Annotated in this window: 16 protein-coding genes; 10 read left to right on the top strand and 6 right to left on the bottom strand. The window is 59.7% G+C overall.

The genetic code is table 11. The features are described from left to right. The first annotated feature begins 2 nt into the window (after window positions 1-2). Window positions 3-731: an ABC transporter ATP-binding protein gene (locus tag AC5RTB_RS07270; protein WP_494060384.1), complete on the top strand. Its 729-nt coding sequence runs from the start codon at window positions 3-5 to the stop codon at window positions 729-731. 22 nt (window positions 732-753) lie between these two features. On the opposite strand, the gene AC5RTB_RS07275 is transcribed toward AC5RTB_RS07270, so the two are convergent. From AC5RTB_RS07275 to AC5RTB_RS07285, 3 genes are all read right to left on the bottom strand, one after another. Further along, a complete protein-coding gene (locus AC5RTB_RS07275; protein WP_494060385.1) occupies window positions 754-2,727 on the bottom strand; it encodes a DUF6541 family protein in 1,974 nt (657 codons plus the stop codon). Between the two features lie 129 nt (window positions 2,728-2,856). Beyond that, window positions 2,857-4,887: a DUF6541 family protein gene (locus AC5RTB_RS07280; protein ID WP_494060386.1), complete on the bottom strand. Its 2,031-nt coding sequence runs from the start codon at window positions 4,885-4,887 to the stop codon at window positions 2,857-2,859. A 13-nt stretch (window positions 4,888-4,900) separates the two neighbouring features. Next, a complete protein-coding gene (locus AC5RTB_RS07285) occupies window positions 4,901-6,091 on the bottom strand; it encodes a polysaccharide pyruvyl transferase family protein (protein ID WP_494060387.1) in 1,191 nt (396 codons plus the stop codon). A 163-nt stretch (window positions 6,092-6,254) separates the two neighbouring features. Here AC5RTB_RS07285 and AC5RTB_RS07290 point away from each other — a divergent pair, with 163 nt between their 5' ends. The 3 genes from AC5RTB_RS07290 to AC5RTB_RS07300 all read left to right on the top strand — a co-directional run bounded on the left by AC5RTB_RS07290 (window position 6,255) and on the right by AC5RTB_RS07300 (window position 8,473). Then, window positions 6,255-6,920: a glycosyltransferase family 2 protein gene (locus AC5RTB_RS07290; protein ID WP_494060388.1), complete on the top strand. Its 666-nt coding sequence runs from the start codon at window positions 6,255-6,257 to the stop codon at window positions 6,918-6,920. Window positions 6,921-6,926: 6 nt separating this feature from the next. Next, the gene (locus tag AC5RTB_RS07295; RefSeq protein WP_494060389.1) at window positions 6,927-7,307 is read left to right on the top strand and encodes a DUF2304 domain-containing protein; all 381 of its coding nucleotides are present in this window, start codon (window positions 6,927-6,929) and stop codon (window positions 7,305-7,307) included. A 116-nt stretch (window positions 7,308-7,423) separates the two neighbouring features. Beyond that, on the top strand, window positions 7,424-8,473 hold the full coding sequence (locus AC5RTB_RS07300; RefSeq protein ID WP_494060416.1) for a glycosyltransferase: 1,050 nt from the start codon (window positions 7,424-7,426) through the stop codon (window positions 8,471-8,473). Here AC5RTB_RS07300 and AC5RTB_RS07305 read toward each other — a convergent pair. Then, a complete protein-coding gene (locus tag AC5RTB_RS07305; RefSeq protein WP_494060390.1) occupies window positions 8,455-8,970 on the bottom strand; it encodes a hypothetical protein in 516 nt (171 codons plus the stop codon). The two genes, AC5RTB_RS07300 and AC5RTB_RS07305, sit on opposite strands and share 19 nt — an antisense overlap. Continuing rightward, complete coding sequence (locus AC5RTB_RS07310) at window positions 8,970-10,310, bottom strand: glycosyltransferase (RefSeq protein ID WP_494060391.1); 1,341 nt, start codon at window positions 10,308-10,310, stop codon at window positions 8,970-8,972. Before AC5RTB_RS07310 ends, AC5RTB_RS07305 begins: the two co-directional genes overlap by 1 nt. Window positions 10,311-10,605: 295 nt before the next feature. Between AC5RTB_RS07310 and AC5RTB_RS07315 the strand changes: the two genes are divergently transcribed. After that, window positions 10,606-11,385 carry a glycosyltransferase family protein gene (locus tag AC5RTB_RS07315; protein ID WP_494060392.1) on the top strand — a complete coding sequence of 260 codons (780 nt, stop codon included), beginning with the start codon at window positions 10,606-10,608 and terminating at the stop codon, window positions 11,383-11,385. On the opposite strand, the gene AC5RTB_RS07320 is transcribed toward AC5RTB_RS07315, so the two are convergent. Then, window positions 11,377-13,158 (bottom strand): ABC transporter ATP-binding protein, encoded by a 1,782-nt coding sequence (locus AC5RTB_RS07320; protein WP_494060393.1) that lies wholly within the window; start codon window positions 13,156-13,158, stop codon window positions 11,377-11,379. The genes AC5RTB_RS07315 and AC5RTB_RS07320 overlap by 9 nt on opposite strands. A gap of 196 nt (window positions 13,159-13,354) precedes the next feature. On the opposite strand from AC5RTB_RS07320, the gene AC5RTB_RS07325 reads away from it, so the two are divergent. From AC5RTB_RS07325 to AC5RTB_RS07345, 5 genes are all read left to right on the top strand, one after another. Further along, complete coding sequence (locus AC5RTB_RS07325) at window positions 13,355-14,398, top strand: glycosyltransferase (RefSeq protein WP_494060394.1); 1,044 nt, start codon at window positions 13,355-13,357, stop codon at window positions 14,396-14,398. A gap of 400 nt (window positions 14,399-14,798) precedes the next feature. Then, window positions 14,799-15,413 carry a glycosyltransferase family protein gene (locus AC5RTB_RS07330; RefSeq protein WP_494060395.1) on the top strand — a complete coding sequence of 205 codons (615 nt, stop codon included), beginning with the start codon at window positions 14,799-14,801 and terminating at the stop codon, window positions 15,411-15,413. A 200-nt stretch (window positions 15,414-15,613) separates the two neighbouring features. Next, on the top strand, window positions 15,614-16,801 hold the full coding sequence (locus AC5RTB_RS07335) for a glycosyltransferase family protein (RefSeq protein ID WP_494060396.1): 1,188 nt from the start codon (window positions 15,614-15,616) through the stop codon (window positions 16,799-16,801). Window positions 16,802-16,859: 58 nt separating this feature from the next. Next, a complete protein-coding gene (locus AC5RTB_RS07340) occupies window positions 16,860-18,053 on the top strand; it encodes a glycosyltransferase family protein (RefSeq protein WP_494060397.1) in 1,194 nt (397 codons plus the stop codon). Further along, complete coding sequence (locus AC5RTB_RS07345) at window positions 18,046-19,044, top strand: glycosyltransferase family protein (RefSeq protein WP_494060398.1); 999 nt, start codon at window positions 18,046-18,048, stop codon at window positions 19,042-19,044. Before AC5RTB_RS07340 ends, AC5RTB_RS07345 begins: the two co-directional genes overlap by 8 nt. Window positions 19,045-19,240 lie beyond the last annotated feature (196 nt).

Below are 19,240 nucleotides of genomic sequence, written 5' to 3' on the forward strand. Positions count from 1 at the left end.
AGATGGCACTGGCAATCGAGATCAGCGGAATCCGAAAGCGCTTCGCACTCCGACACACGCGGTCCCTCAAAGAAACGGTCGTGTGGCTGCTGAAAGGCAGGAAAGGAGATCTTTCCCGCACGTTTCCGGCGTTGGACGATGTGTCTCTCCTTGTAGACGAGGGAGAGACTGTCGCACTGCTCGGTTTCAACGGATCCGGAAAGTCCACGCTACTGAAGCACATTTCCGGGGTCATGCTGCCGGACTCAGGAACGGTGAGGACTCGAGGACGCGTCGCAGGCCTCATCGAAGTCGGGGCCGGGTTTCACCCTGACCTCAGCGGCAGGGATAACGTATTCCTCAACGGTGCCATTCTCGGGATGTCTGAAAAGGACATTCACAGGCAATTCGATTCGATCGTCGACTTTGCTGAAATCGGTGAGTTTATCGATACGGAAGTACGGTTCTACTCGTCTGGCATGTACCTGCGGTTAGCGTTTTCGGTAGCCGTCCACACCGATCCCAATGTCTTCCTCATCGACGAGATCCTTGCTGTGGGTGACGAACCGTTCCAGCGAAAGTGCATCGGCAAAATCAAAGAGTTGGCCGATGCGGGAAAGACGTTGATTGTGGTGAGTCATGACCTGGACTTGATAGGTCAAATCTGTCGCCGTGGAGTTGTCCTGGAAAAGGGACGAATCGTCCACGATGCACCGGTTGCGGAGGCCATAGCGCACATCCGGGGTTCCTGACGCGCTGGACGGCCCCCCAAACTTAGCCGCAGTTGGTGACCTCGTACAGCTTGGCGTCGCCTTCCTGGTCAACGAGTCGGTAGTTGCTGGGGTTGTCCACGTCATCGAACGCCGGGTATGAGTGGGCCAGCGGTCGGTCAAGCAGGTAGTAGTCCCCGAAATCCAGGACGTACTCCACTCCCAGCTCTGCAGCAACCGTACAGGTTTCCGAACCGCCCTCGGCGTTGTTGAGATCCTGCGCGACGAGTGACAAATCCGGCGACAGCGAACCCATGTGGTACTGCGTAACCTTGATGCCGCTGAATGCGTAGGCGAGAGCGCTGCCATTCCATGGGTTGACTGCTACTACGGCATCGCCCGGAACGGTCTCATCCAGACGCTCGAGAAGTTCACGCTCGGCAGGGGACAGAATCGTGGGGTTGCCGTCATAAGTGTGGTTTATATGGGTTTCCGCTACCATCTGATCGATCGATCCACGTTGGCTGTACACAGCGCCCAGCACCACGAAGATCACGGTGAGAGCTCCGGCGAGAATTCCCGTCGTCGTGCGATTGACGCCTAGAGCATTGAACGCTCGCTGCAGAAGACGGCGACTTCCGGCAACCAGATACGCGGCTCCGAAGGCCGCAATGACGATGGTGGGAATCGGCAGGAGGGATGCCAGCCGTTGAGGGTCCTGGTACCAGGATCCAGTGAGTGCCATCCGGATAAAGCCGCGGGGCTGGCTCGCGGCGACTATGTAGAGCAGAACAGCGACGGCGAACACGCCGAGCATCCAACGGGGGGCCCTTCGTTTCGCGATCCCGACTATCCCGGCTGCGGTGGCGATGCTGAGAACCACTGCCACTTGTCTTCCGTGTGGCGCACTCGTGAGCGCTTCACCCATCGCGTCCCAGCGGCTGTCGTTGAAGGGAAGCCAGTTGTTATATCCGGTTATGAGCAGCGCCCGCCATACCGCAAGAAAGGCGCCGGCTGAGACGACAGCGACAAGAATGGGAACCAACAGCTTCTTGAACGAACCTGTCCGGTAGTACCTCTCGCGGCTCCAACTCCACCACTTCCAGGAGATGATCGGCAGACTGAGAGCCAGTAATGCTGAGAACCCGTTCGGCTGAGCAGTGAACAGCGCAGCAAGACCGGCGACAAGCGCGATGAGGGTACCTAAGGGACTGAGTCCGCTTCGAACGACCATCCTCAGGCTGGACACGACGATGGCCAGTACTGCTGGAAGGACTGCGTACGAAAGAAGATTGGGGTAGAGAGGGCCGAAGTCGAGCAAGCCGAGTGGGAACGCCGGGAATGCTGCTGAGAGTATTCCGGCAAAAAGAAGCGCGATTGGCTTCGGGCCGAGGACGACCCGAGTCAGCAGGACAGCGCTAACCGGCCAGACGACGGCGCAAATAGCGAGGTTCAATGCGTTGACTGCGACCGGGACCGGTTGTTCCGTCAGCTGTGCAACGATCGAGGCGAAGCTGTGCCAGGCGGCCGGATAGATTGCTAGGCCGGCATCTGGGTTGAGCATGCGACCGAGGGTGAGACTTGAAGCTTCACCCTCTTCAAGCACATATCTGACTGCGTTCAGGTGATAGACGTTGTCGTAGCGTTGCGCGAGATTGTCAGGAGCGCCCAGAGCCCGGGTGAGGTTGTAGACCGTCGCTGCGCCACCGATGGCAAGTCCGACGGCTGCCGCCACCACGGAGTATCGGTCCAGTCTTGGCGTAGGCGTCCGCTCAAACCTTGAGTCAACCAGTTTGTTCACTCCGAAAGCGACCGCGGAGAGCACGAGGCTCAACACCAAGAAGGTAAAGACCGACCAGTCGACGCCTAGATATGGAGCTATCGCTCCGCTCACCCCTGCAAGCCCGACTGAGAACAGTGGTACCAAGCCCACAGCCAGAGGACCCCGAGCACGGAGTGCTAAAGATAACATGGTCCCGGGTATCAAAAATAAAGCGATCGCTATCGCGATCGACGGCAGGGCAGCCCACCAGGACATCTATTACTCCTGCGGAATCCGGACAAGAAAGGTCAGCGCGAGCGTCAAGGAAGAAAACCTAGGCTGGCGAACCCATCGACATTATCACGCTCCATTCTCAACAAACCGTCGAAACACTGCCGTCAGGTATCAGCACGCTGTGATTCTGTACAGGCTGTGAGTGCTGTTAGTAGCCACAACTTCAAATCCTTGCTCCGTGTTCGTGCCGTAGAAGCCGGGCCACGTCCGAAGCGCGTCACTCGCGTGAGAAAGACCGGGACGATCCTCGTAGAAATGAGTCGCGCCCAGCTGTCCCAGCGCCTGGCATACGGCGGGGTCGGCGTGAATCTGATTAAAGGCCACCCGCAAGAATTCTTTGGCTTCCTGCCCGGAAGTGGCGGAACCAAGTTGGGTATAGACGACCCGTCGTTTCGCGAGGGTGTAGAAGAAAGTTTCACCATTGAAAGGGTCACCGACCACAACAGCGTCCTGAGGCAGGAGGTCCGCCGTCGTGGATATGAATTCCTGCTCACCGGCGGAAAGCACACCCGTGCCCGCCGAATCGGTCCGGTAATTCTTTGCCGCGACAGCGATTCGCTCCGCCGAGCGGTAGTTGTCGGAAGCAAGGTAGGTAACAGCCACGAGTGCGAGAGCAACGACCGCCGCCGTGCGGGAAAACTCTCTCGAAGCCGGCGTGCGGTGGATTGTTCGACGGACCACGGAAGAGAGCTTCCGTGCACACGTATCAAGCATCCAACCCGCGAGAAGAACACCCGTCATTGCGATCATGGGAGCGATGCGCTGGGTGTCCTTGTACCAGAACCCGGTGAGCCATCGCGCAGGATTTTCGGGTCCTGCCGCCAAGACGTGGAGCAGCACAAACGACATCCACGCGACTGCGAGCGCGCGGCGCCCTTCACGAAGCAACCCAACCAACGCGCCCGCTATCGCGAGCAGTCCGACATAGGTATTGAATTCACTCATCTCGGGTGCTTGCAGTGCAGGAAAGGTTGCAAGATCAAACATTGCTAGATACAGCGAATCCGGAAGCTCCGCCCGCACAGCGCGCTCATAGCGCATCACCCCCTCTAAGAGAGGCGAACGTGAGAGCGCGGTCAAAGCGATCGTCAGAAGCCCTGCCCCGGCAAACAACGATATGACGCCGGCCTTTTCTCGACGCTGCACAACCTCCCGCAGCCACGGCAGCCCATATGCGACGGCAAACGGTATCGCGGCTACGGCCAGCGCCATCAAGGCGCCGGGATGGGCAATAGCAGTGCCCGTCAGCGCCAACGCGCTTACCAGAAATGCGGAGGACATCTCCCCAAGACCTCGTCCGCGCGAGTGATGGCGTCCTGCCCGGCGTGTGAAAAGCATACGAAGGACCAGGATCAGGATTGCAAGAACAGCGGGAACGAGGGAAGCCCCGAAGCCGTTGGGCCATTGCCCGCTGCGAACCAACTGAGCGTAGGGAAAGCTGATGTAGGAAGCTGCAAGGACGGGTGTGAGTAACCAGATGATTGGGCGTTTCGGGAAGACTGCCGAAGCGAGATAGGTGAGGCCGATTGGCCAGACGACCGCACCGATCAACAGAGTCAAAACATTTGATGCCGCCACGATGTCGCCTGGAATGAGAGAAGCGATGAGGTGCCATCCGACGGGGTAATAGTTGGCGCCGGACTCACCGAATATGGGGGATACGCTCCAGGGGGTTGCGTTCCCTGACTCCCGAATCCACTGGACTGCATTCATGTGGAAGATCGGATCCCAGCCCTGGGATGCAACTTCAATGCCTCCCATGCCCCGATAGAGAGCGATCACTGTCAACAGCGATCCCCCGATGAGAGAGCCTGCCAGACCAACAACGTACAGACGGTCGAGTTTCGCCTTCTCCGAATGCGGGAACCTAAGCCTGAACCGGTGGCCGAGCATCCACAACAGGGCAGAACTGATTGCGATTCCGCACAGCGCCCAGGGAAGGTTCCAGGGGATTCCACAAGCTGACAAAGCCATGCTCGTCACGCTCAACGGAACAAGCCCGACCGCGGGTGCGAGTGCAAGAGTTGCGGGAAAGGGAGTCCGCAGCGGGAGCAGTATCAGAAGTCCGGGTCCTACGAGGATCGCCAGCGCCGAGAGCCCCAGCGGCACGAGGGCTACCAGAGCGGGTAACTCAGAGAGCATCAGAAGCTGGTACTCATTTGCGTAGTCGGGCGTTGAGCGACCTGCCGGCAGAACGGCTCAGCCGGGCGAGTGGGCGGGAGCGGGCCAGATCGGTCGCCTTCTTCTGCCCATATAACTGTTTTGCTTCGGATTCCTTCAGGGCCGAGAGGTCCCCTAATTTATCCGAGAGCCTCCCCGCGCCCGCGGCGGTACTCGCAGCACTGTCTGCTGTGGTGGTCGCCCAGCCGCTACCTAGGTCCAGAAGGGACTGATGCTTGACATCGTAGTAACCGGCCTTCACCGGGAGAGCGACACCGTCTGCGCCTGCAGCCGCAGCCAAAAGATGGAAGTGAAATCGTGTTGTGATCCAGGTTTGTCGGCGCGACAGCGGGAGGCCGCTTCGCCATATCTCCGTGAAGGGCAGAAAGTTTGCTTCCGGGATGATGTCCGCCAGTTGCTCATAGGCAACTCGGTCGGCCCCTGGGACAGCTTCTACGTAGTGCAGGGTACGTCCGGCATCCGCCATGGGTTGCAGGAGGCTTCGTGCCGCTGAGACGGCGGAATCCACGAGCGCAGGTTCAGCAGTGTCACTTTGGATGCATACAAAAACGCCATCACGCGGATTTCTCTCCAATTCGTCTTTCACTCCGAGGAACGCGTCGTCCGGTGCTTGTGCAATCCTGTAGGTTTGCGCGCTTGCGAGGTCCCGCGCGGTCGCGTGATTGAAATCGGCGAAGAGATCCTGATTCACCGACTCGTCCCCAACGGCGGGCATCAAGCCAAGACCCGTCGCGAACAGGTCTGCGCCTGTCAGTCGGTGCACTGCACGCATCGCATAAACGAGAGCCGAGTGGTTGGCCCACATCCCATTGATGTAGCCTCCACCAATCAGGTGAAGCGAGCCCATCTGCCGGAGTTTCAGCAATCCAAGGTCGTAGTCAGGAGAGCCCAGGTTCTCTACGAGCGACTCCATTTGGGCTTTGAGTGCCGGTCCGCTCAGATCGCGGTTTTCGAATGCGCAGCGCCATAGGGTATCCGTGATGTGCAGACGGGGATGCAGATCAGCGAAGAGTGTCTGTGCTGTGCCCGGGCGAGGACAGTCAAGCCAGATCTCAGCTTCTGGCCTTTCAATGGCGAGGAAGCGCAACCAAGACGCAGTGATGAACTCGTCACCGAAGTTTGGGTTGCCCGAAGATCCGATGAGGTAGATAGGCCCGCGATTCATAGGAAAGACCTTAGCTCAGGGTCAGCACGCCTTATCGCCGCCTGATAGCAAGTCACCCTCGTGTCCCGTGCGGCCTTGATCCCGGACTCGAACTCGCCGCATGGTTATGGTCTCGGCGCGGTCGCGCAGCGGGCGAAGCCTCTCGCTATGGGATACTTGCTTGGTGAGTCGCACCTGGATCGTCATTCCCCTTTACAACGAAGCGCCTGTTATTGGTGATGTTGTGAGGGGACTGCTTCCGTACTTCCCGCACGTGGTGTGCGTCGACGACGGCAGTACTGATACATCCGCAGAGGCTGCTCGTGAGGCAGGCGCTGTAGTGGTTCAGCACCCGGTAAACCTGGGCCAGGGTGCGGCGTTGCAGACCGGATTTGAGTACGCGCTGTCGGACCCCGATATGACCAACGTGGTGACGTTCGACGCCGACGGTCAGCACCGGGTCGACGATGCCATGGCGATGGTTGCTCGTCTCAACTCAGGTGAAGCCGACGTCGTTCTGGGATCGAGATTCCTCGATAGCCGCACCAACATCGGATGGCTGAAGCGGTTGGTCCTACGCACAGCAGCACTCCAGACCCGGCTAACAACTGGAATGCCCCTGACGGACGCACATAATGGGCTTCGTGCCTTTTCACGCAATGTGACATCCAACATCCATCTGACACAAAACCGGATGGCGCATGCCTCCGAACTTGTGCAATTGCTTGCGGTGCTGCAGCCGCGTTGGACTGAACACCCGGTCCAAATCGTTTATACCGAATATTCAAAGTCCAAAGGCCAGTCTCTTCTCAACTCGGTCAACATCATCGCTGACCTCCTGTTTAGGTGATCTAACGTGCTATTTGTTGTACAGATCCTGCTCGTACTCGCGGTCGCTTTTGTCTCGCTGGTGCTCATCCGTGGTGGTTCGAATGCCAAACATATGGCTGTCAGACGGATTATGGTGCTGCTCTTTGCCTTGACTGCTGCTCTCTCCATCTTTTTCCCGTCTCTGCTTACCTCTGCGGCTCATCTACTGGGGATCGGGCGCGGCACAGACCTTGTCCTCTACGCGTTCATCGTGAGTTTCCTCGTATACATGTCAACGACCCATCAGCGGTTCCGCCACATGGAATCATCAATCACCAAGTTGGCTCGCCGCGTAGCGTTAGATGAAGCGGTGCGCCCATGGGAGAGCGGTCAGCCTACGAACAGCCGTACGCGTCCCAATGCCTAGCCCCGTCATAAGCGGCGCTACACCGACGACGACGTGAAGCAACCGTGAAGATCGCGATAACTAAAGGCACCCTCCGGATTCCCCCCACATATTTCGCACTTGCACACGCGGAACAGATGCGGGCGATGCATCATTTTGAAATGTTCTCGCTCGTCGCGGAGGTCCGCACCAGCACATCGATCCCCGTCCATGATTACGTGCCGGCGCAACGCCTTGGATTCCGTAGACGCGAGCTAGCGATGCCAGCGTTCATGCCCCTGATGGCGCGGGGCGTCAGGAAGTTCAACCCTGACGTCATCCATCAGCATTTCGGCACCTGGTCCGTGCCGGCCACTCACATCGCGAGGCGCTCCCGTACGGGGCTTGTGACCACATTGCACGGCGCGGACGTCTTCGTCTTCAGCCGTCAGCCGTCGACCGCCATGGCCAGATGGCATCACCGAAACATAGGCGCCGCGAACAAGCACAGCAGGAAACTGCTGGCTGTCAGTAATTTCCTCGCGGGCGCGGCAGTGGCTGCTGGACTGGACTCACAAAAAATTGAGGTGCATTACCAGGGGATCGATACCGACTACTTCACCCCGACCGTGCCGGGTGACAACCTCAATGAGCCCGACGGTGAGCCGATTATCCTGTTCGTGGGTGGATTGAGTGAGCGCAAGGGCATCCGGGACCTTTTGCGAGCTTCAGTGGCTGCGCAACCTCGTAGTCCCCACCGGCTTGTTATTGCAGGAGAAGGAGAACTCAAGGACGAGCTCCGCGGTCTCGCAGGTTCCAGTCCGCACACCGAGCTTGTCGGGTCGCTGGACCGCGCCGGGATACGCTCCCTGATGCGCAGTGCACGCGCACTGGTCGTTCCAAGCCGAACGCATAACGGGTGGCGCGAAGCAGCGGGACTGGTTGCCCTGGAGGCGGCTGCCTGCGGTACCCCGGTCATCGCGAGTGATTGCGGAGGTCTCAGTGAAATGGTCGTCGATGGCCAAACCGGCATCTTGGTTAAAGAAGGAGAACCGGTCGAGCTCGCGGAGGCGATTCACCAGATGGTCCGGCTCCGGCCGACCGAATACGCAACCCTAAGTTCAGCGGCGCGTACATTCGCCGTGGAAGAGCGGAGCCTGCGCAAAAGCTGCGCTGAGCTTGCTACCCATTACGACGAGGTCGTCTGAGCGAACCGAGCGGCAAAAACCTTCAAGGTGGAGGCCAAACCATAGTAGGCTTCGGCTGTCTTGCTGCGTCGGCGCATCTCCCAAGCGGTTCTCACTGCCGGAAGGTCGACCGCCAGGAGGATGTCGGCTGAACGGAGACTATGCATCGCTTTCTCATGCTTGCGCACAGCTCGCCAGAACACCCGGGACTGGTCCAATGGCCCCAACGAGTTGATGAGGCGCCCGGCGGGGGAGTTCTGTAAGAAACCCTGCAAGCGATTCGCACCGATCCGTGCGAGTATTCGGTCCAAAGCCGCCCTGTGTTCCATCGATCCGACCACCACACCCTCTGGGATATCCAGGGATGGTAGCCAACTGACGAGCTCAACGTTCACTTCTCTGAGGGAAGCCCTGCCCAATGCTTCGGCGAGCGACTCGTTGCCCAGCCCCGAACGGAGCAGTTGATCCGGGTCAGTGGGAGATCCGATGATGGCGACTACTCGAAGTGAGGGACTCACTACACGCCGTCCTTTCCGATGAGCGAGCGCAGATGATGAATCCGGGGGAGCAACTGTTTTTCCCGGGAAAGGTGTGACGCCCACTTCTGGTTTTCGGCGTAATCCTGTGCCGTCATCGTGCTCGCGCAATCTGCAGTCTGGAGGAAGACTTCGCACGCGGCTTCGGCGTTGACCTCGCTGAGTGGGAACCAGTCCTGGCGGCCTTCAAGAACGGCACTAGCGGCGGTTTCGGGGTGGTGCAGCGATGCTATGGGGAGACCCGTTGCTGCATATTCGAACACTTTCCCGCTGGTGACATACTTGCTTCGACCGAGGATCAGCAAAAGCGCATCGAACGTTTTGTATACGGATGCGACGTCCGTCTTGCTGACAGGACCCTCATACGAGACACCGTCGTTTCGATACTCATCGAGTATGGCGAGCACCTTTGGATCAGGCTCTGAATAGTGCCCCAGGCGCCCCCGGATAACGAGTTTCGAGGCTCGGAGCAGATCGGATTTTGCCCGTGCCTCGCGCCAGCCGTCCAACGACTCCCGCAGTGGCATAGGCCCATAAATTGTGCCGAGATAACCGAATACCAGCGCCCTCTTGTTCTCGGCGCGGGGTGAAGGCCGCATGCCGCTGAACCGGTCGGCGAACTCCTCCTCGAAAGCATTCGCGACAACGTGATAGGTGTCCGTGTCCGGCGAGTACTCCTGCTTGTGCCAGTCCCGGATAGGAGCGTTCACGAACCACGCTTCCGCAGCATGGGTGAGCAGTCGCCGCTCCATGCGAGCTGAGCGGGAGCGCGGGGACCCGATCCGCTTGTCTTCGTAAACATCCAAGTGCCACGTGTCCCGATAGTCCATGACATATGGGACCCGCGCCTTTTTGTACAGGTGCCAGCCTGGGACAAAATCGACGTTTGGGTTGGCTGTGCCGATCACCAGATCGACGGGCTTCTCCTGATGGATGCGATCCGTGGTTGCGATAAGAGCCGGCCGCCACCCGCCGTACACCGGCTCCGGAAACTGGATCCGGTCTTTCTGAGCGCGCAGGTATGTCCAAAGAAGATTGGATGCGACGCGCATGCGAGACCACCGGGACAGGTCAGGTTCTCCCCGAATCCAGCTGAACGGAACCCGCACCACATCGATACGAGGATCGATGCTCTTTTCCAGTTCGGTGTCAGTCCCGGTTTGGTACTCAAAAACCTCACGACTGGCTGTCACTACAGTGACGTCCCATCCGTTCCGGACGAAGGCGTTTGCGGTGGCAAGCGCCCGGTAGACGCCCGCGCCCCGAGAAGGCGGATAGCCCCACGCGACGTACAGCAGGTGAGGGCGTTTCTCAGCGGACATCCAGTAATCTCTCCTTGGGCTAGGCCGCTAGCCACTCTACAGTGGGAAAGTTCGACGGCGCGAAAGGCTCTGCTAGGTTCAAAGTATGTTTGCCGGCACCAAAGAATCCCGAGCGCTACACCTCTACGACTGCGCCGACGTCGGAGCAACTCTTGTTCAGTATGGCCAGGCCGCAGGACGACCGTGGCGATACCTTCCCGCGCGGAATACACACCGCGATGGAACCGACGTTTCCGGTTCTGTCAGGCGCGTTGCGGGCGTGGCGGAATGGACTGCGCGGCGCTGGCTTCGAACCATGGAGTCAGATCTCCTTCATATTCACTTTGGGACCAGACTGGACGTTGTCACGCGACGTCCGCGACGACCTTTCGTCGTCCACTATCACGGCACCGACATCAGAACTTTTTACTATGATCCTTCACAGCGCGACAAGATTCAGTGGGGCGCGGACAACGCCGCCGCCGTGCTGTATTCGACTCCAGATCTCAAGACCCACGCAGAAGCAGCGCGCAGCGACGCCATCTACCTGCCCAATCCGGTCAACCTCGCTGAGTTGCCGGCGTGGGAACCGTCCGATGAGCCTCTCGTCGTCTTTTCCTCACGGTGGGACGGCTCGAAGGGCGGAGAGCAGCAACTCGAACTGCTGGCGGAGGTCCGCCGCGTTCTCGGGCCTCGCGTCCGGATAGAAGGCCTGGACTGGGGTGAAGGTGCGGCGGAGGCCCGGAAGCGGGGTGCCGACCTGGTCCCCAAAATGTCCAAAGAGCGGTACCTGCAGTGGCTTTCCCGCGCTCACTGTGTCGTAGGCCAGACTTCAGGGATCTTGGCGATGAGCGAGTTGCAGAGTATAGCGATCGGTATTCCCCTCGTCGCGCGTCTCGAGCCCGGTTACTACGCGGAACCCGTCCCCGTTCTAGGCGGGGGAACTACCGCGGATCTCGCGTTCGCAGTGGCTTCAGTTCTTGAGAACCCGATGGCAACGGCCGCCCGGCTTCAAGCTCAGAGATGGATAAACATGTATCACTCGCCGGACAATGTTGTGAATCAGCTCGCGTCCATCTATCGGCGACTAACTTAGTCCCGCTAGCGCGGCCTGCCGGGCGAAGTCCGGAACCTGGGCAACTACTTCATTGAATGACCCCTGGGCCTCAACGCGTCCATCCTTCATGAAGAAGACGATATCGGCGTTCCTGATGGTGGAAAGTCTGTGGGCCACTGTAATGACAGTGACCTCGCCGTGAAGCTCCCTTATCGCAGTGGTCACGGCCGCTTCAGTGGCGGTGTCCAATGCGCTTGTGGCTTCATCCATCACGAGGACATTCGGGTTGTTGTACAGCGCACGCGCTATACCAAGTCGCTGCCGCTGGCCGCCTGAGAGAGATAGGCCACGTTCTGCAACCATGGCGTCGATTCCACCCGGCCGGCTCCTGATGGTCTCCAGCAGTTGGGCGCGGCGCAGGGCAGTCTCCACCTTAGCCGTGTCAACGTTCGACGGGTTCCATGTCAGCGCTACATTTTGCCCGACGGTTGCATCGAAAAGGGACACCTCCTGAGGGACGTACCCGATTCGCTTGCGCCAGTCATCCAGAACGAAATCCATACGCGTTCCACCGACTTCCAAATAACCGCCAGTGGGTTCGAGCAGTCCGAGCAGCAGATCCACGAGTGTGGATTTGCCGGCTCCCGAGGATCCTACAAAAGCGACGTGTGATCCAGCGGGAATAGTGATGTTCACGCGCTCGAGGGCGGGCGAGTCGGCGTTGGGATAGGTGAAGCTGACGTCCTTCAACAGGATATCGATCCGGTCTGCGCCGAGCTTCTGCTGGGGTCGGTCCCGCTTTCGTGCCGCGAGTAGTTCATCTCCCGTGCGAATGTCCTTCATGACATTGTTGGCGAAGGATGCGCTGGAGTTTGCCTGCGACTGCACGGCTTGGAGCCGGGTCAATGAAGGGACAAGCCGGAACCCGGCTACGGCGAAGAGTCCCACGGCACTGACCGCGCCCTCCGGGCCGCCTATCGCCAGTCCGACGCCGCCGACCAGAGCGAAACCGACGATCAGCGCCGTTTCGAGCACATAACGCGGGACCTGGCTGAGGAAGATCGATTGTGCGCGCGCCTTCGAACTCTTGGTCCGTGTCTGGTTTACCCTCTCCTGCACGTCGGGCGCCCGGCCTGCCAGTGTCAGCTCCTTGAGGGTGTTCATGGCCTCGGTGAGCATCATGACCGTCTTGCCGGACCAGTGCCTGTTGTCGCGGCCAGCCTGAACAGCACGAGGAGAGATGACGCGGGCGAGCAGGAGAGCGATAAGGCCGAGATAGACGAGCGTCACCACCGCAATAATCGGCTCGGCTACGAAGAGGACGACAATGACGGCGATGAGGGTCCCCAATTCACCGAACAGGGTCATTGCAGGGATAAGCACGCCGGAGACGGTGATTCCCACACCCACGTCAACCATGCGTACTAACTCGCTTGAGTTTTTCTTGAGGCGCTCCGCCCAGGGAGAAGCAAGATATGAGGCGAAAAGCCGATCCCCGATGGAGACTTCATGTTGTGCGAACCGAGCCGTCGCCATTCGCAGGAGGAGCACCGCAAGCACGCCTTTGAGGACGATCAAGGCACACACCGCGATGAGGATCGGAAGGACCAGATCGGACACATCGCCGAGCATCGGAAGTACTACTGCCCTCCCGCTGACGAGCGACGGCAGTATCAAAGCAATGGCGCCCAGCGCGACCATGTCGAGCACAGCCAGGCAAGCACTTGCGATACCGTAACCGAGTAGAAAGCGTCTGCTGCCTGCGGGGAGTGTTGCCAAAAGCGGCCGAAGAATCGTGAATAAGTTTTTCATTCCGGGTTCAGAATACTCGACCGATGGTGGCAGGGACGTGCTCAGTCGGGAAGCTAGGCTAGTTGACATGAAACCCCGCTTGCTGATCTTGTGCTTCTCACCCCTGAGACGTGACCCACGTGTGCTCCGGCAGATCTCCCTCCTAAGGGATTCCTATGAGGTGTCGACATGCGGCTTCGGGCCCGCTCCGGACGGCGTGAGTGATCACTTCGAGATCCCCGAGGAAGCAAGCGGCTGGTGGCCTATTAATCTCAAATTCGCGGGTGCTCTCCTCGTGGGCCGGCAGTTCGAAATCTTCTATCGCCGTGAGCCGAGGGTGCGGGCGGCTCTGAGCCTCATATCGAAAGGCGCATTCGACGTTGTCATCGCGAATGACCTCAATACAGTTCCACTTGCTTCCCTGCTCGAACCGGTCAAGGGATTCCATGCGGATCTGCATGAGTGGGAGCCCCGGCTTCCAGGATCGGGCTTCAACTGGAAGCTCATGGGACTTCCGTACTTGAGGTGGCAGCTCACAAAGGTGCGAGCAGCTCGCTCTGTTTCAACCGTATGCCGGGGCATCGCGGACCGTTACCTACATGACTACGCCATTGACGCCGACGTCGTTATGAACGCATCCTCATACGCGGAGCTGGAACCTTCAGATACGCGGGAACCGCTTCGACTGATCCATAGCGGAGGGGCAAACCCGGCCCGCAAGATTGAATTGATGATCGATGCCATGCGCGGTGTCGAAGGTGCGACGCTCGATCTCATGCTGATGTCGACCGGACCTGGAACCGTCGAGGCGTTGCGAGCTCACGCAAAAGCCGTTTCGAACGTACGTTTCCGTGATCCGGTTCCCTTCGACGAACTGGTACCAACGCTGCAGCAATATGACGTGGGCGTGTTTCTGCTTCCCCCGACGAATTTCAACTATGAGATGGCGCTGCCCAACAAGCTCTTCGAATACGTGCAGGCCCGTCTTGCCGTGGTGATCAGCCCATCGCCCGAAATGGCACGGATTGTTCGGGAACATGATCTAGGCGTTGTTTCCGAAGACTTCACCGCGGAGTCCTTCCGCGAAGCGATCCGGTCGCTTACGGTCGCCAAAGTCGAGGAATTCAAATCCAATAGTCATGCAGCCGCGTGGGCATTGTCCGCGGAGCGCGCAGTGCAGCCTTGGGCTCAGGCCATCGGGGCGATTGCAGGCGTTGACACAGACGACGTTGGAACGAGTTCCTCTCCGGCAAACGTCTAGAGCCGAACGACGCTACATTGAGTGCATGCCAAGCGGGAAATCCGATCCCAAAGTAGTTCACTTCTTCGACTGCGCTGACGTGGGCAGAACTTTGGTGAAGTATGGGCAGGAGGCAGGCTATCGATGGCGCTACCGGCCATGGGCGCCAGAAAGCCTTCGACCCGAAGATAAGACTTTGAGGATCCGTCGACTGGCGAGGGCGGAATGGGTAATACGGCGGACGGCCGAAGCGGTTCGAGGCGACGTCATGCACATTCATTTCGGGACTCGGACGGGGGTCGCCAACAGTCGGCCAGTTCTCCCATTCGTCATGCACTGGCACGGAACAGACATTCGGACCTACTTCTATCAATCGAAAAGTAGGCCTGCGATCGAGTGGGGGGCCGATAGGGCTGCTCATGTGCTCTATGCGACCCCCGACCTGCGTGAGCACGCCGTGAAAGCGCGACCTGACGCAACTTACCTGCCGATACCGATTGATTTCTCGGTACTTCCGTCGTGGAAGCCGGTCGGGTCCCCCAAACTCGTGTTCTCGTCGCGGTGGGACGAGTCAAAGGGCGGCGATACCCAACTGGCACTCCTCCGCGAGTTGAGATCGGGTCTGGACAAGACCGTTCTCTTCGAAGGTCTGGACTGGGGTGACCGAGCCGAGGAGGCTCGTGACCTGGGCGTTCAGCTCGTTCCCCGGATGCCCAAAGATAGATTCCTACAGTGGATGGCAGGAGCCCATTGTGTGGTGGGGCAAACCACAGGAATCCTGGCAACGAGCGAGCTTCAGGCGGTAGCCATGGGGGCGCCCACGGTGACGAGCGTACGGCCGGGGTACTATCCCGGAAGCCCCTTCCCGATCGAGGGGGATCCGGAAGGGATCACACAACGCGTCCGAGAGGTTCTCGAGGACTCCATATCAGCGTCAACATCTTCGAACGGTGCTTCCTGGGTCCGCCGGAACCACGGGCCGGAGGCACTCGTTCCGCAGCTTGCCGCCATCTACAGGGCTGCTGCCGAACACTGAGCTCGGGAACATCCGCATTCCCTGGAACTTTCAAACTGGCCGGTAGAATATCTACGATCACCGTCGCTCGCCGGTTGTCCACGATCAAGGACAGCGACGTTGTGTTTCTTTTTCACTGATGGGCAGCCGGCGGCCCAAGGCCGCACTGGTGGGACTGGTCTGAACATTGACGGCTTGCTCTCGGAACCAGAGATTTGGAAATGATGACTGAAGATCGGCGTGACTCATCTCGACCGCGTGTACTGGTTCTGTCGTTCTCGCCCATTATTCGGGACCCGCGGGTGTTGCGCCAGATCGGTCTCTTCCGTGAGTTCGCCGACGTCATTTCCTGCGGTTACGGGGAGGCGCCAGAAGGAGTCGTCGAGCACATCCAGATACCGGTGCGTTTCAAATCCTGGCGCGTCAGTTACAAGAAGGTGGCGGCACTCCTGGCCGCCCGCAGGCATAAGCGGCTCTACTTCGGGGCGGAGCGCGTCCGGTTTGTGCAGGACCGAATCCCCGAGGGCAGCATGGACGTGGTGGTCGCGAACGACGTGCTTGCCGTCCCTCTGGCGTTATCGCTACGGCCGAGCATGGGCGTGCATGCCGACCTGCATGAGTACGCTCCACGGCAGGGAGAAAACGATCTGAAATGGCGGCTCCTTGTGGGCCCCCTGATGGACTGGGCCTGCCGTGAGTACGTGACAAAAGCAGATTCGGTATCAACCGTGGGCAAGCGGATTGCCGAGGAGTATGCCTCGGTATACGGCATCCCCGAGCCTTCCGTGGTGCCTAACGCCTCAGGGTACGACGACAGGTTTGCGCCTACCCCCGTTCAGTCACCACTGCGTCTGGTCCACACGGGTGCAGCAGGCCGCGGACGGAAAATTGAAGTAATGATAGACGCCGTCCAGCGGGTCAACCAGCTCCGTCCCGGGACGGCGACAATGGACCTGGTACTCGTGCCGGGTGAGCAACGATATATCGATGAGCTGACAGTCCGGGCAGCTTCCGTGCCCGGCGGCGCAGTCCGCATGAAACCTCCAGTACCGTTCGAACAAATTGTGCCTATGCTGCAGGGCTACGATGTCGGGGTCTTCGTCTGCCCACCGAGCACGTTCAACCTGGAACACACACTGCCGAACAAGTTCTTCGAATTCATTCAGGCCCGGCTCGCGATTGTTATCGGTCCCTCCCCGGAAATGGCCCGATTGATCCACGAATACGGTGTGGGATGCGTAGCCGCGGGATTTGACGCGGAGGCGACGGCACAGGTCCTCCTGTCCCTCACGGACGAGCGGGTGGCCGAGTTGAAGGAGAACGCCCACAGGGCTGCGAGTCGACTGAGCTCAGAACAGCTGACCCGCCCATGGATCCACGCGGTTCGAAAGCTAGCTGCTATGGGCTAGCGTCGTGGAAATGTCCGATTCAGCGTGGACTTGCACCGACGTCGATAGAGTGAAAAATATGCCGCACGATGAAGCTCCTGGCCCAACCCGCCCCCTGGTACTTGTCCTCTCGTTTTCACGGATAGCCCGTGACCCCCGCGTGCTCCGGCAGATACGTCTATTCCAGGAGTTCGCTGATGTTATCTCCTGCGGTTACGGGCCCTCGCCTGGTGGTGTGATCCGGCACGTTGAGATCCCCGAGAACCTCCCCGCGTGGCACTCCAGTAAATCCCGTGTCGGGTTCTACCTGGGCGCGCGCCGATATCACCGCCTTTATTTCGGCGCCGACAAGGTCAGGTTGGTGCAGGACCATATCCCTGCAGGCAGTGTGGACGTCGTCGTCGCGAATGACGTCCTGTCTGTCCCATTGGCTGTTTCCCTGAAACCGCGCAGGGGAGTGCACGCCGATCTTCACGAGTATGCGCCCAGACAAGGGGAGGAGGACCTGAAATGGCGTCTGGTGATGGGCCCGTTCATGGACTGGGCGTGCCGGCAATACGTCACGAAAGCGGATTCGGTGTCCACAGTGGCCGACGGCATCGCGGACGAATACGCCTCCGTATACGGGATCCCGAAGCCCTCGGTTGTGCCGAATGCTTCCGCTTATGAGGATCGTTCCGGCCCCACTCCTGTTCAATCACCTCTCAGGGTGGTGCACACTGGCGCGGCGGGTCGTGTACGTAGAATCGAAGTGATGATAGAAGCCGTCCGCCGCGCCAACGAACTACGTCCCGGCACAGCGACGCTGGACCTGGTCCTTGTGCCGGGGGAACAACGGTACATTGACGAATTGGCGCAGAAGGCTGCCACCGTGCCTGACGGCGCCGTGCGTATGAAGGCTCCAGTCCCTTTCGAGCAGATCGTCCCTATGCTGCAGGCTTACGACATAGGGTTTTACCTTTGCCCGCCCAGTAACTTCAATATGGAACACGCGCTGCCCAACAAGCTGTTTGAATTCATTCAGGCGCGGCTTGCCCTCCTCATAGGCCCCTCCCCGGAAATGAAGGCCCTGGTGGAGCGCCACGGACTTGGGCTCGTAACGGAGAGGTTCGACGGTGAGTCCGCCGCAGTCGCACTCACCGGTATGACAGCAGCTGAAGTGACGCGGATGAAGGAAGCTTCGCACGCGGCGGCAAGGGAACTGAGCGCCGAATCGACGAGCAGTGCGTGGCCCGACGCCGTCCGGAAGATTGCTGGTGTCAGTAATGGTTGAGTCGATGCCCCGCATCCGCGCCCTTCACGTCCACGATGCTGCGAGCGTCGGGCGTAATCTTGTCGACTATGCCAACGAGACCGGGCAAAACTGGAGCACCACAGACATACCCTGGTATTACCGGAAGGTATGGACCGGCCCCTTGAAGCATCCTGCCATCCGGGCGCGCCCGGTGCTGTGGGACGGCACGCTGGCAGCGAAGAGTATGCAGACCGATGTGATTCACCTTCATACCGGGGGGCTATCTCCCCACATGCGCTGGGTGCGGCGGCCGTGGGTACTGCATCTGCATGGCTCCGATGTCCGAAGCCGGCAGTACGACGGATGGGCGCCACGGCTGCGCTTTGGCGCCGAACACGCGGCTGCGATCCTTTATGCCACACCCGACCTGCTGCCGCACGTTCGTAACCTCAACCCGCGCTCGGAAGCCAGCTACTTTCCGATTCCGGTCCGGCTGGACCGGGCGCCACGCTGGTCACCGGTCCCCAACCGGGTAATTTTTGCTTCCCGCTGGGAGGAGGTGAAGGGCGGCGAAGCCCAGATCGAGGTCGCGCGGCGGATTCGCACCAAATGCCCCGGAGCTGAGCTGCTTGGTCTGGACTGGGGGAAGGACGCGGAAGCGGCACGCAGCGCAGGGGTAGATCTGCTCCCCAAAATGCCCTACGTGGAGTACAAAGCGTGGCTTGCAAGCGCCGCCGTCGTCGTCGGCCAGATGACAACCATCCTTGCAACAAGCGAGCTTGAAGCGCTGTCGATCGGCGTACCGCTGGTCAGCAGCGCTTCACACGAGTTCTACCCGGACCTCGTTTCCTTGAGCGACCCGACTCCCGTATCGGTGGCCCAAGCTGTCGGTCGCATCCTCGCCGACCCGAGCCAGGGCTCCCGACGGCAGGAAGGCAAGAAGTTCATCGCCGAGCATCACGACGTAAAGGTCGGCGTGCGATCGCTGCTGGAGTTGTATGGACGGGTTGTCGGCAGAGAGCAGGGTTAGTCCAAGGCGTTTCGCCCCAGCCGGGTTGCCTCGAAGACGAAGCATCCGGCGCTTCAGTGTGTGAACGCTCGACCGGAACATCGTCACCTGATGAACGGCGTTCCGGCGAGGGTGTAGGTGGTCCAGCCGGTGCCGATGGTGGTGGCGGTTCCGAAGCCGTTGGTGGTGAAGGGGTAGTAGGTGAGGGTTCCGGTGG

This window comes from Arthrobacter sp. M71 S08 (assembly GCF_059089725.1).

Excerpts from the sequence above, each read along its gene's own strand:
- AC5RTB_RS07270 (WP_494060384.1), top strand. The coding sequence starts at position 3 with ATGGCACTGGCAATCGAGATCAGCGGAATCCGAAAGCGCTTCGCACTC.
- AC5RTB_RS07275 (WP_494060385.1), bottom strand. The coding sequence starts at position 2,727 with ATGTCCTGGTGGGCTGCCCTGCCGTCGATCGCGATAGCGATCGCTTTA.
- AC5RTB_RS07280 (WP_494060386.1), bottom strand. The coding sequence starts at position 4,887 with ATGCTCTCTGAGTTACCCGCTCTGGTAGCCCTCGTGCCGCTGGGGCTC.
- AC5RTB_RS07285 (WP_494060387.1), bottom strand. The coding sequence starts at position 6,091 with ATGAATCGCGGGCCTATCTACCTCATCGGATCTTCGGGCAACCCAAAC.
- AC5RTB_RS07300 (WP_494060416.1), top strand. The coding sequence starts at position 7,424 with ATGCGGGCGATGCATCATTTTGAAATGTTCTCGCTCGTCGCGGAGGTC.
- AC5RTB_RS07310 (WP_494060391.1), bottom strand. The coding sequence starts at position 10,310 with ATGTCCGCTGAGAAACGCCCTCACCTGCTGTACGTCGCGTGGGGCTAT.
- AC5RTB_RS07315 (WP_494060392.1), top strand. The coding sequence starts at position 10,606 with ATGGAGTCAGATCTCCTTCATATTCACTTTGGGACCAGACTGGACGTT.
- AC5RTB_RS07320 (WP_494060393.1), bottom strand. The coding sequence starts at position 13,158 with ATGAAAAACTTATTCACGATTCTTCGGCCGCTTTTGGCAACACTCCCC.
- AC5RTB_RS07335 (WP_494060396.1), top strand. The coding sequence starts at position 15,614 with ATGATGACTGAAGATCGGCGTGACTCATCTCGACCGCGTGTACTGGTT.
- AC5RTB_RS07340 (WP_494060397.1), top strand. The coding sequence starts at position 16,860 with ATGCCGCACGATGAAGCTCCTGGCCCAACCCGCCCCCTGGTACTTGTC.
- AC5RTB_RS07345 (WP_494060398.1), top strand. The coding sequence starts at position 18,046 with ATGGTTGAGTCGATGCCCCGCATCCGCGCCCTTCACGTCCACGATGCT.